Raw genomic sequence first — 13,596 nt, forward strand, 5'->3', positions numbered from 1 at the left:
CCTCTGACACTTCGTCATGTCCTGTCCGTGCCGCGCGCCGTCTACCTGTGGTTCCGGGTGAACTCCCAGGCGTCGGCGACGATTCCCGCCAGGTCCGCGCGCGACGGGTTCCAGCCCAGTTTCTCTCGGGCCGCGGCGGCGGAGGCCACCAGGACCGCCGGGTCGCCGCCCCGGCGCGGGGCGACCACCTCGGGGATCGGGTGGCCGGTGACCTGGCGCACCGTGTCGATGACCTCACGGACGGAGAAGCCGTTGCCGTTGCCGAGGTTGCAGATCAGGTGCTCGCCGGGGCGGGCGGCCCGCAGGGCCAGCAGGTGGGCCTCGGCGAGGTCGGCGACGTGGATGTAGTCGCGGACGCAGGTGCCGTCCGGAGTCGGGTAGTCGTCACCGAAGACGGAGATGGTGTCCCGCTTGCCCTGCGCGACCTGGAGCACCAGCGGGATGAGGTGGGACTCGGGGTCGTGGCGCTCGCCGTACGCCCCGTAGGCGCCCGCCACGTTGAAGTAGCGCAGCGAGACCGCGCCCAGCCCGTGCGCCGCCGCCTCGCCGGTGATCATGTGGTCGACGGCGAGTTTGGAGGCTCCGTACGGCGAGGTGGGCGCCGTCGGATCGGACTCGGTGATCGGGGTGCCGGCGGGCTCGCCGTAGGTGGCGGCCGTCGAGGAGAAGACGAGGGTGCGGACGCCGGTCTCGCGCATGGCGCCGAGCAGGGCCATGGTGCCGCCGACGTTGTTGTCCCAGTACTTCTCCGGCTTCACGACGGACTCGCCGACCTGGGAGAAGGCGGCGAAGTGCAGCACCGCGTCGAAGGAGGCGTCCAGCCACTTGGCGGCGTCGCGGATGTCGCCCTCGACGAACACGGCGGCCGCCGGCACGCCCTCGCGGAAGCCGGTCGACAGGTTGTCGAGGACGACGACCTCGTGGCCGGCCTCCAGCAGGTGCTGGGCCACCACGCTGCCGACGTATCCCGCTCCGCCGGTGACCAGGTACTTACCGCTCATGAGCTCGCTGCCTCTCGAAGTCGCTGGGCCGCGCGCTCCGGCGGCACGTCGTTGATGAACACGCTCACGCCGGACTCGGAGCCCGCGAGGTACTTCAGCTTGCCGGACGTGCGACGGATCGTGAAAAGCTCCATGTGGAGGGCGAAGTCGTCGCGATGGACGCCGTCGAACTCCTCCAGGGCGCCGAACGGGGCCTGGTGCCAGGCCGCGATGTACGGCGTCGGAGGCTCCCCTTCACCGAAGATCCGGTCGAAGCGCCTCAAGAGTTCCAGGTAGACCTTGGGAAACTCTGTGCGCGCCTGCCCGTCGAGCCCGAGCAGGTCGGGAACGCGCCGCTTCGGGTAGAGGTGCACCTCGTAGGGCCAGCGCGCCGCGTAGGGCACGAAAGCGGCCCAGTGTTCACCCTCCAGGATGACCCGCTCGGCGGCGAGTTCACGCTCCAGGACGGCGTCGAAGAGGTTCTCCCCTCCGGTCGCCGCCTTGTGTGCGGCCAGTTGGCGCAGCATCAGCGCGGTGCGGGGGGCGGTGAAGGGGTAGGCGTAGATCTGCCCGTGCGGGTGCTGGAGGGTGACGCCGATCTCGGCCCCCCGGTTCTCGAAACAGAAGACCTGCTCGACGGAGGGCAGATGCGACAGCTCCGACGTCCGGTCGGTCCAGGCGTCCAGCACCAGCCCGGCCTGCTCCTCGCTCAGGTCGGCGAAGGATGCGGTGTGGTCGCTGGTGAAGCAGACGACCTCGCAGCGCCCGGAGTCGCCGGCCAGGGAAGGGAAGCGGTTCTCGAACACGACCACGTCGTACGTCGAGTCCGGGATCTCGCTCAGCCGCTCGGCCCCGGACGGGCACAGGGGGCACTCGTCGGCCGGCGGGTGGAACGTACGGCCCTGCCGGTGCGAGGCGACGGCGACCGCGTCGCCGAGGAGCACGTCGTGCCGGACCTCGGACGTGGTGACCGTCCGCTCCAGCGGACGGCGGTCGACCGCGGCCCGCACCACGTCGTCGCGCAGGTCGTAGTAGATGAGCTCACGACCGTCCGCCAGCCGGGTCGAGGTCTTCTTCACGCCTGACTCCCTATGACCGCACCCAATGACTCAACACAAACAAACATAACAGATCACAACCCACCAGCCCTCGGTGCATCACGATCCAACAAAGAACATCAACAGAAGTGTTCAGAAACTGAAGCCGGAGGCGTAGGCGCCGTTCCGGATCAGTTCGCGCGACGAAGCGAGTCCTCATGCACACCCCCACGCACCAGGCCGCCGGCCTGGCCGCGGAGCTGCGGCTCCCCACGAACTGGCTCGACTACACGATCCTCGGGATCTACTTCGCCGTGGTCCTGGGCATCGGCTTCGCCGCCCGCACATCGGTGAGGACGACTCTCGGCTTCTTCCTCTCCGGGCGCTCGCTGCCGGCCTGGATCACCGGCCTGGCGTTCGTCTCGGCCAACCTCGCCGCCACCGAGATCCTCGGCATGGCGGCCAACAGCGCCCAGTACGGCGCCTACACCGTCCACTGGTACTGGATCGGCGCCATCCCCGCCATGGTCTTCCTCGGCCTGGTGATGATGCCCTTCTACTACGGCAGCAGGGTCCGCTCGGTCCCCGAGTTCCTGCTGCTGCGGTTCGACAGAGGCGCACACCTGCTGAGTTCGGTCCTGTTCGCCTTTGCCGCGATCCTGATCGCCGGCGTCAACCTCTACGCCCTCGCGATCGTCGTCGAGGCGCTGCTGGGCTGGCCGCAGTGGATGGCCGTCGTCGTCGCAGGCTTCTTCGTCCTCGCGTACATCACCCTCGGCGGGCTGTCCTCGGCGATCTACAACGAGGTGCTCCAGTTCTTCGTGATCCTCGCGGCGCTGATCCCGATCGTCGTGCTCGGCCTGAAGAAGGCCGGCGGCTGGGACGCCCTGACCGACACGCTCACCGAGGCCCACGGCGCCGACTTCACCACCGCCTGGGGCGGCACCGGCATCGGCAACGCCAACCCGCTGGGCGCCAACTGGCTGACCATCGTCCTCGGCCTCGGCTTCGTGCTGTCCTTCGGCTACTGGACGACCAACTTCGCCGAGGTGCAGCGCGCCCTGTCGGCGAAGAACCTCTCCGCGGCCCGGCGCACGCCCCTGATCGCCGCGTACCCGAAGATCTTCATCGTGTTCCTGGTGATGATCCCCGGCCTGGTCGCCGCCGCCCTCGTGCCGGACATCGGCACCGCCGGCTCCGACCTGCAGTACAACCACGCCATCCCGTACCTGATGCAGCAGCTGCTGCCCAACGGCGTGCTCGGCATCGCCGTGACCGGGCTGCTCGCCGCGTTCATGGCCGGCATGGCCGCCAACGTGTCGTCGTTCAACACCGTCTTCACCAACGACATCTGGGCGCGCTACGTGGTCCGGGACCGCGAGGACGGCTACTACGTGCGGTTCGGGCGGCTGATCACCGCGATCGGCGTGCTGGCGTCGATCGGCACCGCGTTCCTGGCGTCGTCGTTCTCCAACATCATGAGCTACCTGCAGACGCTGTTCTCGTTCTTCAACGTGCCGATGTTCGTCGTGTTCGTCGTCGGCATGTTCTGGAAGCGGGCGTCCGCCAAGTCCGGCTTCTGGGGGCTGCTCGCCGGCACGACCGCGGCGGTGGTCAACTACTTCTGGATCTACGAGCAGGGGGTCGTCGGCATCCCCACCGACCAGGGCGCCAACTTCGTGTCGGCCATCGTCGGCTTCGCTGCCGGCGCGGTGGTGATGTTCGCGGTGTCACCGTTCACCGCGCCCAAACCGGCCGACGAACTGCAAGGCCTGGTCTACGGCACCGGCTCCCCCGGCACGGCCGAACCGCCCGCCGTCGGCGACGACGCCTGGTACCGCAGGCCGGCCCTGCTGGGCTGGGGCGCGGTGGTCGTCGCAGCCGCCTGCTACATCCCGTTCTCGTTCTGACCGCGGCAGGATGGAGAGACCATGACCGAGCAGCCCCCGGGCCCCGAACACCCCCCGCACCACGGCTACACCGACGAGGACGCCCAGCGGGAGGTCGTCGAGCTGGAGCACAGGTCGGCCACCGCCACCCGCATCTTCGACCTGCGGCGCATCATCGGCGGCCTGTTCGTGCTCTACGGCGTGATCGTCACGATCACCGGCCTGACCGACTCCGACGCCGCCATCGACAAGGCCCAGGGCGTCAACATCAATCTCTGGACCGGCCTGGGCATGCTGGTGCTGGGCCTGTTCTTCCTGGCCTGGCTGAAGCTGCGGCCGACCGTGCCTCCACCGGCGGACGCCCCGCCGGAGCAGAAGCCCGCGGACTGAGTGGGGCGCACGGCCCGCGGCCGGCGCGGGTCTCCCGCGCCGGCGCCGGGGGCGCTCGCCCTGCGTTCGGCGCACGGGGCCCGCCTGCAGCGCGCGCCCCTGCCGTTTGCGCGGGCACGTCACGGAGTCGAGCCGTGTGCGCCCTCCACCGCGTGCCGGGGCGCGCTCATGACTCGCTTCCGTCTCGGGGCGCCCAACGGTTGCCCGCCCTGCACCCCTGCCCCGTCGCGCCCCTTTGGGCCCGCACCCTCACCGCACACCGGGTCGCCGACTATGTCGGCCCCACCCCGTGCGCCGGTCCGGCGCGGTCCAGGAGCCCCGTCCGCGCCGCGAGCGCCGCCGCCTCCAGACGGGATCCCACGCCCAGTTTCATCAGCACCCGTTGCACATGCGTCCGCGCGGTGGACGGTGCGATCCCCATCCCCGCCGCGATCAGCCGGGTGTCCTCCCCGTCGGCCACCCGCACCAGCACCTCGACCTCTCTCGGAGTCAGCATCTGCAGGAGCCGCTGCCCCTCGTCATCGGGCTGCGCGGCGGGATTCAGCAGCTCACCGAAGGCTCCCTGCAACAGCTGCGGGGCCACCGCCGCCTCCCCCGCCCGCGCCTTCATGATCGCCCGCTCCACACCCTCGATGCGCTCGTCGTGCCGCACATAGCCGGAGGCGCCCGCGGCGAACGCCGCCGCGATGCCGCGCGGACTCGGCACCGGGCCCAGCACCAGCACCGCCACCTGCGGACGCTCCCGCTTGATCTTCACCACGGGATCGAAGATCCCGGGCTCGGCCGGCGTCGCCGTACCGAGCAGGCACACCTCCGGTGCTCGGGCGATCACCAGTTCCGCCGCCCCGGCGGCGGGCGCCGCCGCCGCGAGCACCCGGTGCCCCCGCAGCTTCAGCGCCGAGGCCAACGCCTCGGCGAGCAGTCGGTGGTCGTCGACCACCATCAGCCGCACTCCCACAGAGAACCCCCCAGTCCCCCTCCATTTGGATGCCCACTATGGATGTCCACGGGCCACATGGACAGAGCGCCCCCCGGCGTCTCCGTCGTTCATGCTCCCGGAAGCTACACGCTGGTCGGGCCTCGCGCTGCCCCTACGCGACAGAAGTGCCCCGGATCGCCGACATTCCCCACATTCGAGCGTGATACGCGCTAAGTGAAAGGCCCCGCCCCTGAACAGGAGCGTTCAGGGGCGGGGCCCGGGGCCGACGCGGCGCCCGATGGGCTACTTCGCGCCGAAACCGATCGCCGTGTACTGCTTGCGGTCCGCCGAGTACGGCTTGCTGATCAGCCTCTTGGCCATGAACAGCCGTCCGTCGCCGTACAGCAGCTCCGCCGACGAGGGCACCATGGAGCTGATCGCGCTCTGCACGGTGTCCGACGCCGGGGTCTCCAGCAGCAGGGTCTGCTTGCCGGTCGTGCCGTCCACCGAGACCACCTGGTCGCCCTTGTCGTACGGGCCTTCCTTGTAGGCGAGGAGGTTCCCCCCGTCCATGCGCAGCGGGTAGATCGTGTACCCGTCGCCGGCGTCGATGCGGTCCCGGGTGGACTTGCCGGTGGTCAGGTCGAAGGCGACGATCTCGTTGGTGCGCCGCAACTTGCCCGAGCCCTCGTGCTCCTTGGTCGGCACGTACAGCTTGCCGTTGCCCACCACGGCGCCCCGGCAGCCGTCGTACCGGCCGATCCGGCAGTCGTGCTCGTACTGCCCGTCCTGGAGCCCGATCTTGTAGAGCAGCTTGCCCTGGTCGTCCAGGGAGAAGGCGTCCGTGGCGCCGGAGGCGGTGATGTCGGCGGAGTCCACGCCGACGACGACCGGCTCGGTGGAGATGACCTTGGCGTTGTCGATGCCGGCGGGCAGCTTGTAGGTCCACTTCACGGCGCCGGTCTTCGGGTCGAGCAACTGGATCTCGTACCGCTCGTCGTCGTAGCCGCCGCAGCGGCGGACCGCGACGAGCTGCTCGCCGCCCGCGTATCCGGCGTCCTCGCAGTCGCCGACCTTGGGCTGCCACAGCACCTTGCCGGAGGTGAGGTCGAAGGCCGCGCCACCGTTGTAGCCGCCCCCCACGGCGACCGTGGTGCCGGAGACGCCGACCTCGCCGAACGCCACCTTGGTGCCGCTGGTGGCGATGTGCTTCGTCCACAGCGCCTTGCCGGTGCCGACGTCGAACGCGGTGACCTCGGTGCAGGACTCGTGGTCGCCCTCGGCGTTGCGCTTGGCCTCCTCGGCGAGGACCACGGCGATGCCGCCGGTGCCCACCTGGCGGGAGCCCGCGCACGTCTGGCCGGTCAGCGGGAGCGTCCACTTCTTCGCGCCCGTGCCGGGGTCGTAGCCGTTGATCTCGTAGACGCCGGCCTTGGCATACACGGAGTCGGTCAGCCAGGAGCCCTCGACACTGTCGACCTGCTTGTCGGCGACCGCGGGCGCGGGGATCCGGACGACCATCCCGGCCGAGGTGTCGGACGGCACCTTCTCGGAGCCGTTCGCGTCACCGCCGCCCTTGCCACCGGCGTCGCCCGTGTCACCGCCGGTGCCGCCGTTCGACGCGGCCGCGCCGCCCTTGTCGTCGCTTCCGGAGGACCCGGCGTACCAGATGCCGCCGGTGATGATCAGCGCGATGGCCACGACCGCCGCGACGATGACGGCCAGCTGTGTGTTGATCTTCCGGCCGCCGCCCGCCCGGCCCGCCTGGGGCTGCATCGGCACGGTCGGAGGCTGGAGGCCGAAGCCGGGCTGCCGGCCCGGATACCCGTACCCCGGCTGCCCGGGCGGTTGCGGCTGACCGTACGGCCCCGGCTGCGGCTGGCCGTAGGCCCCCGGCGGCGTGAACGGTCCCGGCTGACCGTACGGCCCCGGCGGCTGCGCGCCCGGGTAGCCGTACCCGGACTGCGGCGGCCCGGCGGGCGGCCCCTGCGGCGGGGTGCCCGGGGGTGGAGGCGGCGGCGTCTGAGGGGCGGCCTGCGGGTGGCCGTGGGCCAGGGCCTGCGGAGCCTGCGGAGCCTGCGGAGCCTGCGGAGCCTGCGGAGCCTGCGGAGCCTGCGGGTAACCATAAGTCGGTTGCGGGGCCGGGGCCTTGGCGAGGTCCGGCTGGGACAGCGGCGGAGCCGGGGGCGTCTGCGGCGGGGACGCCGGGGGTGCCTGGGGCGGTCCGAAGCCGGCCTGAGGCTGCGGCGGTGTGTCCTGCGGCGGGCCGAACCCGCCCTGTGGCTGCCCCTGCTCGGGGGTGTCCTGCGGGGCGTCGTTCGGGGGGGCCTGCGGGGCACCCGGGTCTTCCGGCTGCTGGGGCTGGTTCGACGGCGGGGGCGGCGGCTGGGTCATCGGGTCGGGTACCTCGGGAAAGCGGAACGGCGGGGACGGAGGGTATGACGGACGAGAGCCCGGCTCACTTGCCGAAGGCGATCATCAGCTTCTCCTTCGCGTCGTCGTTCCCGGTCAGGCGGGTGCTGGCGATGTAGAACCGTCCGCCGACCCAGTCGGCCGTCCAGCGGTAGAAGCCGCCCTCGACGCGCGCGGTGCCCACGGGGTTCTGCAGCAGCTTCGCGGGCGTGTGGGTGGAGCCGGCGGTGGGGATCGACACGACCTGCCCGCCGGCGTCGTACGACGCCTCGACGTAGGCGACGAGCTTCCCGCCCTCGGTCCGCAGCGGAATCATCGACGCGTCCGCCGGGGACTTCACCCGCCACTTCTCCTTGCCGTCGGCGAGGCCGATCGCGACGATCTCGTTGGGCCCGGTGGTGGCGTCGGTGGGCAGGTAGAGCGTGTCGGCGTCCGCGACGGCGCCCAGGCAACCCTGGAGGTCACGGCTGAGGACGGCCCAGCTGCACACGGGCGCGAAGCGCTCGTTGACGCCGACCTGGGAGCGGAAGGTGCCGCCGGACGCGAAAGTGGAGATGTTCCACTGGTTCTTGTCCTCGTTCTCGCTGTAGACGACGAGCGGATCGAGGGAGTACGCCCGCTTGACCGTCCAGCCCTTGTCCAGCTTCCGCGTCCACAGCACCTTGCCGGTCCTGGGATCGAGCTGCTGGAGCTCCTCGTGCTCGGTGTCCCGCATGGCGTCGCAGCTCGCGACGGACACCAGCCTGCCCTGCCCGCCCGCGAAGGCGGTCGGGAAGCAGGCGCTGCCGTACTTCTTCTTCTCGTACAGCTTCTTGCCGCTGTGCACGTCGAACGCCGTGCCGGACTGCGAACGGCCCACCATCAGCGTGTCGCCGACGAGCGTCAGGGAGACGGTGAGGGCGCTGTCGAAGAGCGCGCCGTCGTCGACCTTGCCGCTCCAGCCCTTGCGGCCGGTGGCGAGGTCGATCTGCTGGAGCTGGTTGCACTTGGCGCGGTCGCTGGAGCCGCTCATGTACGCGACGACGACCTTGTCGTCGGACGTCTTGTCCCGGGTGACCGCGCAGATCTTCTGCGGGAACGTCACGGGGTTCCAGACGGGCCTGCCGTCACCGGCGTCGTAGGCGACGACCTCCTTGTAGGCCGCCTTCACCACCGCCTTGCCGGTGATCCACAGACCGGGGGAGTCGACGCCGGACCGGGGCACGTCGGGTGCGGTCTTGTACCAGAGCACCTTCGACTCGCCGGGCCCCCGGCCCGCGTTGAGGTCCTCGGGGTCGTCGCCGCCGTCGCCGCGGCCGTCCCCCGGGTCGACCGGGGCCTCTGAGGCCTTGTGGTCGTCGCTCTGCCGGGCGACGGGCCGGTCGTTCTTCGGGCCCTCGTCGCCCCTGCCGGCGACGGCGTACACGGTGCCGCCGATGACGACCAGCGCGGCCACCGCGGCGGCGACGGTGAGGGCCGGCTTGCCCCTGAAGGGGTTGCGGGAGCCTGTGCCCGGCGCGGCACCGGGCGCGCCGGGGAACTGCGGTTGCTGCGGGTAGCCGTAGCCGTACCCGGGCTGCTGACCGTACGGCCCCGGCTGCCGGCCCGGCGCGGTGTAGGGGCCGGGTGCGGGCGGCGTGCCGTAGGGGCCGGCGGGCGGGGCGTAGGGGCCGGGCTGCTGCGGGTAGCCGTAGCCCGGCTGCTGCGGCCCCGCGGGCGGGCCCGGCGGAGGCGGTGGGGTCTGCGCGGCCCCGGGAGGCGTGGACTGCGGAGAGGGGGGCTGCGCGGGCGGGGACTGGGGCGGCTGGGGAGCCCCGAAGACGCCGCCCGGCTGAGGCGGTTGGTGCTGCGGCGCGCCGAACCCTTCCTGCGGCTGCGGCGGTTCACCGGGCGGCTGAGTCATCAGCGTTTCCCCCTCGTTCACTGATTTTTAGCCACGCCCTGAGCTGCGCGGTGGACCCGTGGTCGTGGTCGGACAGTTCTCAGACGGCCCTTTCTATCACTCGGGACCGACAGCACATCGGGCCCGTCCTCCCCTGTTCCCAAGGGAGGACGGGCCCGTGATGCCGTCGTTACGCGCCTTCACGCCCCCTTCACGCGCCATGCGCCGTCCACGTGCGGAGGCGCGCGGTACGGCGCACTGGGCCGCCTGCGCCCCTACGCGTCCTCGGCGAGTTCCAGCCAGCGCATCTCCAGCTCCTCGCGCTGCCCCGCGAGTTCACGCAACTCGGCGTCGAGCTCGGCGACCTTCGCGAAGTCGGTGGCGTGCTCGGCGATCTGCGCGTGCAGCTTCGCCTCCTTCTCGGAGACCTTGTCGAGCTGCCGTTCGATCTTCTGGAGCTCCTTCTTGGCGGCCCGCTGCCCGGCTGCGTTCTTCTCGCCCGCCGGCTTCGGCGCGGCGGGTGCACCGGACACCGCGGCGGCCTCCTCCATCCGCCGGCGCCGCTCCAGGTACTCGTCGATGCCGCGCGGCAGCATCCGCAGGGTGCCGTCGCCGAGGAGGGCGAACACGCGGTCGGTGGTGCGCTCGACGAAGAACCGGTCGTGAGAGATGACGATCATGGAGCCGGGCCAGCCGTCGAGGACGTCCTCCATCTGTGTCAGCGTCTCGATGTCCAGGTCGTTGGTGGGCTCGTCGAGGAAGAGGACGTTGGGCTCGTCCATGAGCAGGCGCAGCAGCTGGAGCCTGCGGCGCTCACCGCCGGACAGATCGCCGACCGGCGTCCACTGCTTCTCCTTGCCGAAACCGAACGTCTCGCACAGCTGTCCGGCCGTCATCTCGCGGCCCTTGCCGAGGTCGACGCGCTCGCGCACCTGCTGCACGGCCTCCAGCACCCGCCAGGTGGGGTCGAGTTCGGCGACCTCCTGCGACAGGTAGGCCAGCTTGACCGTCCTGCCGACGGCGACGCGACCGGCGGCCGGCTGGGTCTCGCCGTCCGTGCGGGCCGCCTCGGCCATCGCCCGCAGCAGGGAGGTCTTGCCGGCGCCGTTGACGCCGACGAGGCCGATGCGGTCGCCGGGTCCGAGCTGCCAGGTGACGTGCTTGAGCAGCACCTTGGGGCCGGCCTGGACGGTCACGTCCTCCAGGTCGAACACCGTCTTGCCGAGCCGCGAGGAGGCGAACTTCATCAGCTCGCTGCTGTCGCGGGGCGGCGGCACGTCCCTGATCAGCTCGTTGGCGGCCTCCACCCGGAAGCGCGGCTTGGACGTGCGCGCGGGTGCGCCGCGCCGCAGCCAGGCCAGCTCCTTGCGCACCAGGTTCTGCCGTTTGACCTCCTCGGTCGCCGCGATCCGCTCGCGCTCGGCGCGGGCGAAGACGTAGTCGGAGTAGCCGCCCTCGTACTCGTGCACGTCGCCGCGCTGCACGTCCCACATGCGCGTGCAGACCTGGTCCAGGAACCAGCGGTCGTGCGTGACGCAGACGAGGGCCGAACGGCGTTCCTGCAGATGCCGGGCGAGCCAGGCGATGCCCTCGACGTCGAGGTGGTTGGTCGGCTCGTCCAGGACGATCAGGTCCTGCTCCTCGATGAGGAGCTTCGCCAGCGCGATCCGGCGTCGCTCGCCACCGGAGAGCGGGCCGATGACCGTGTCCAGCCCCTTCGGGAACCCGGGCAGGTCCAGTCCGCCGAACAGGCCGGTCAGCACGTCCCGGACCTTCGCGTTGCCCGCCCACTCGTGGTCGGCCATGTCGCGGATGACCTCGTGGCGGACAGTGGCCTCGGGGTCGAGCGAGTCGTGCTGGGTCAGCACGGCCATGCGCAGCCCGCCGGAGTGCGTGACGCGCCCCGAGTCGGCCTCCTCCAGCTTGGCGAGCATCCGGATCAGGGTGGTCTTGCCGTCGCCGTTGCGGCCCACGACACCGATCCGGTCCCCTTCGGACACGCCGAGCGACACGCCGTCCAGCAGGGCACGGGTGCCGTACACCTTGCTGACGTTCTCGACATTGACCAGGTTGACGGCCATTTCACTCCTGCGCAGGGGGTTCGGTCAGCGTTCAAGCCTAGGCCCTGCGGCGGGCGGGCCGACGCGCGAGGGTGCGGTCACCGTGTGTGACGATGCGGTCGGTCCGGTCCCTGCGGGCGCCGCCGTCAGATCACGGTCGCGCCCGGCACGGGTCCCGCCGCCACCCGCACGGACCGGCACGTGCCGGACGCGCGCAGGGCCCTGGCCGCCTTCTCCGCCGCCGCGGCGTCGCGCACGAGGTGGGCCGTCGTCGGACCGGAGCCGGAGACCAGCGCGGCCAGGGCGCCCGCGGCACGCCCCGCTGCGAGGGTGTCCGCCAGCTCGGGGAACAGGGACAGCGCGGCGGGCTGGAGGTCGTTGGTGAGGGCCTCGGCGAGCGCGTCCGGGTCGCCCTTGGCGAGCGCGTCGAGGACGTCCCGGGAGGCGACGGGCCCGGGGACGCGCCTGTCCTGCGCGAGCCGGTCGAACTCACGGAACACGGCCGGGGTGGACAGCCCGCGCGGCGCCATCGCGAACACCCAGTGGAAGGTGCCGCCGGTCTCCACCTCCGTCAGCCGCTCTCCCCGCCCGGTGCCGAGCGCGGCACCGCCGACCAGGCTGAACGGCACGTCGCTGCCGAGCTCGGCGCAGATCTCCAGCAGTTCCTCCCGCGGCGCCCCGGTGCCCCACAGGGCGTCGCAGGCCACCAGCGCGGCGGCGCCGTCCGCGCTGCCGCCCGCCATGCCTCCGGCGACGGGGATGTCCTTGGCGATGTGCAGGTGCACGCGGGGTTCGCGGCCGTACCGCGCGGCGAGCGCCTCGGCCGCCCGTGCCGCCAGGTTCGTGCGGTCCAGCGGCACCTGGTCGGCGTCGGGGCCGGTGCAGGTGACGCCCAGGTCACCGGCCGGGGTGGCGGTGACCTCGTCGTACAGGCCGACGGCGAGGAAGACGTTGGCCAGGTCGTGGAAGCCGTCGGGGCGGGCTGCGCCCACGGCGAGCTGGACGTTGACCTTGGCCGGTACGCGGACGGTGACGCTCACTGCTGAACGGGCTCCTTGTGCTCGGCGATCCGCGCGAACTCCTCGACGGTGAGCGCCTCGCCGCGCGCCTGCGGCGACACACCGGCCGCGACGAGTGCCGCCTCGGCCGCGGCGGCCGACCCGGCCCAACCGGCGAGCGCGGCGCGCAGTGTCTTGCGCCGCTGGGCGAACGCGGCGTCGACGACGGCGAACACCTCGCCCTTGGTCGCGGTGGTCCTCAGCGGCTCGGTGCGGCGGACCAGGGAGACCAGGCCGCTGTCGACGTTGGGCGCCGGCCAGAACACGTTCCGCCCGATGGAGCCGGCCCGCTTGACCTCGGCATACCAGTTGGCCTTCACGGACGGCACCCCGTACACCTTCGAGCCGGGCCCCGCGGCGAGTCGGTCGGCGACCTCGGCCTGCACCATGACGAGGGTGCGTTCGATGCTCGGGAAGGTGTCGAGCATGTGCAGCAGGACCGGAACGGCCACGTTGTAGGGCAGGTTCGCCACCAGCGCGGTGGGCGGCGGGCCGGGCAGCTCGCCGACGTGCATGGCGTCGCAGTGCACGAGCGCGAACCGGTCGGCGCGCTGCGGCATCCGCGCGGCGATCGTGGCGGGCAGCGCCGTGGCCAGGACGTCGTCGATCTCCACGGCCGTGACCCGCTCGGCCACCTCCAGCAGCGCGAGCGTGAGGGAGCCCAGTCCCGGGCCGACCTCGACGACCACGTCGTCGGGGCGGACCTCAGCGGTGCGGACGATACGGCGCACCGTGTTCGCGTCGATCACGAAGTTCTGTCCGCGCTGCTTGGTGGGGCGGACGCCGAGGGCCGCCGCGAGTTCGCGGATGTCGGCGGGGCCCAGGAGGGCGTCGGGGGCGGGGCTCGTGCTCACGGGACAAGAGTACGGGGGCCCGCCGGCACCGCCGGACGCCGTGGCGGGGGCGTGGTGCACGGCGGGACGGCAGAGGGCGGGAGGGACCGGGGATTGCCGGGAGCCGGGGCGGATGGTGTTCCGGTTCCCGGGGCGC

The 13,596-nt window shown here is 71.8% G+C and carries 10 protein-coding genes; 2 read left to right on the forward strand and 8 right to left on the reverse strand.

Translation table 11 applies throughout. The annotated features are described in order from the left end of the window. Positions 1-41: 41 nt before the first annotated feature. Positions 42-1,001: a UDP-glucose 4-epimerase GalE gene (galE, locus tag JS756_RS18485; protein ID WP_205384210.1), complete on the reverse strand. Its 960-nt coding sequence runs from the start codon at positions 999-1,001 to the stop codon at positions 42-44. Then, complete coding sequence (gene galT / locus JS756_RS18490) at positions 998-2,059, reverse strand: galactose-1-phosphate uridylyltransferase (RefSeq protein ID WP_205384211.1); 1,062 nt, start codon at positions 2,057-2,059, stop codon at positions 998-1,000. Before galT ends, galE begins: the two co-directional genes overlap by 4 nt. A gap of 176 nt (positions 2,060-2,235) precedes the next feature. On the opposite strand from galT, the gene JS756_RS18495 reads away from it, so the two are divergent. Together JS756_RS18495 and JS756_RS18500 are read left to right on the forward strand one after the other, a co-directional pair. Next, positions 2,236-3,927 (forward strand): sodium:solute symporter family protein, encoded by a 1,692-nt coding sequence (locus JS756_RS18495; RefSeq protein WP_205384212.1) that lies wholly within the window; start codon positions 2,236-2,238, stop codon positions 3,925-3,927. A 21-nt stretch (positions 3,928-3,948) separates the two neighbouring features. Further along, positions 3,949-4,296: a hypothetical protein gene (locus tag JS756_RS18500; RefSeq protein WP_205384213.1), complete on the forward strand. Its 348-nt coding sequence runs from the start codon at positions 3,949-3,951 to the stop codon at positions 4,294-4,296. 271 nt (positions 4,297-4,567) lie between these two features. Here JS756_RS18500 and JS756_RS18505 read toward each other — a convergent pair whose 3' ends face one another. The 6 genes from JS756_RS18505 to rsmA form a co-directional block, all read right to left on the reverse strand. Further along, positions 4,568-5,239, reverse strand: a complete 672-nt coding sequence (locus JS756_RS18505; protein ID WP_240203949.1) for a helix-turn-helix transcriptional regulator — start codon at positions 5,237-5,239, stop codon at positions 4,568-4,570. Between the two features lie 279 nt (positions 5,240-5,518). Then, positions 5,519-7,609, reverse strand: coding sequence for an outer membrane protein assembly factor BamB family protein (locus JS756_RS18510; protein WP_205384215.1), 2,091 nt, complete (start codon positions 7,607-7,609; stop codon positions 5,519-5,521). Between the two features lie 64 nt (positions 7,610-7,673). Next, the gene (locus tag JS756_RS18515) at positions 7,674-9,509 is read right to left on the reverse strand and encodes an outer membrane protein assembly factor BamB family protein (RefSeq protein ID WP_205384216.1); all 1,836 of its coding nucleotides are present in this window, start codon (positions 9,507-9,509) and stop codon (positions 7,674-7,676) included. A 254-nt stretch (positions 9,510-9,763) separates the two neighbouring features. Further along, a complete protein-coding gene (locus JS756_RS18520) occupies positions 9,764-11,569 on the reverse strand; it encodes an ABC-F family ATP-binding cassette domain-containing protein (RefSeq protein ID WP_205384217.1) in 1,806 nt (601 codons plus the stop codon). A 125-nt stretch (positions 11,570-11,694) separates the two neighbouring features. Then, positions 11,695-12,588 (reverse strand): 4-(cytidine 5'-diphospho)-2-C-methyl-D-erythritol kinase, encoded by an 894-nt coding sequence (locus JS756_RS18525; RefSeq protein ID WP_205384218.1) that lies wholly within the window; start codon positions 12,586-12,588, stop codon positions 11,695-11,697. Beyond that, positions 12,585-13,460, reverse strand: a complete 876-nt coding sequence (rsmA, locus tag JS756_RS18530; RefSeq protein ID WP_205384219.1) for a 16S rRNA (adenine(1518)-N(6)/adenine(1519)-N(6))-dimethyltransferase RsmA — start codon at positions 13,458-13,460, stop codon at positions 12,585-12,587. Before rsmA ends, JS756_RS18525 begins: the two co-directional genes overlap by 4 nt. Positions 13,461-13,596 lie beyond the last annotated feature (136 nt).

Source organism: Streptomyces actuosus (genome assembly GCF_016921115.1).
In the GTDB taxonomy this organism is placed as follows: Bacteria; Actinomycetota; Actinomycetes; order Streptomycetales; family Streptomycetaceae; genus Streptomyces; species Streptomyces actuosus_A.

Coding starts and splice junctions, on each gene's coding strand:
- galE (WP_205384210.1), bottom strand. CDS start 1,001: ATGAGCGGTAAGTACCTGGTCACCGGCGGAGCGGGATACGTCGGCAGC.
- JS756_RS18495 (WP_205384212.1), top strand. CDS start 2,236: ATGCACACCCCCACGCACCAGGCCGCCGGCCTGGCCGCGGAGCTGCGG.
- JS756_RS18500 (WP_205384213.1), top strand. CDS start 3,949: ATGACCGAGCAGCCCCCGGGCCCCGAACACCCCCCGCACCACGGCTAC.
- JS756_RS18505 (WP_240203949.1), bottom strand. CDS start 5,239: ATGGTGGTCGACGACCACCGACTGCTCGCCGAGGCGTTGGCCTCGGCG.
- JS756_RS18510 (WP_205384215.1), bottom strand. CDS start 7,609: ATGACCCAGCCGCCGCCCCCGCCGTCGAACCAGCCCCAGCAGCCGGAA.
- JS756_RS18515 (WP_205384216.1), bottom strand. CDS start 9,509: ATGACTCAGCCGCCCGGTGAACCGCCGCAGCCGCAGGAAGGGTTCGGC.
- JS756_RS18520 (WP_205384217.1), bottom strand. CDS start 11,569: ATGGCCGTCAACCTGGTCAATGTCGAGAACGTCAGCAAGGTGTACGGC.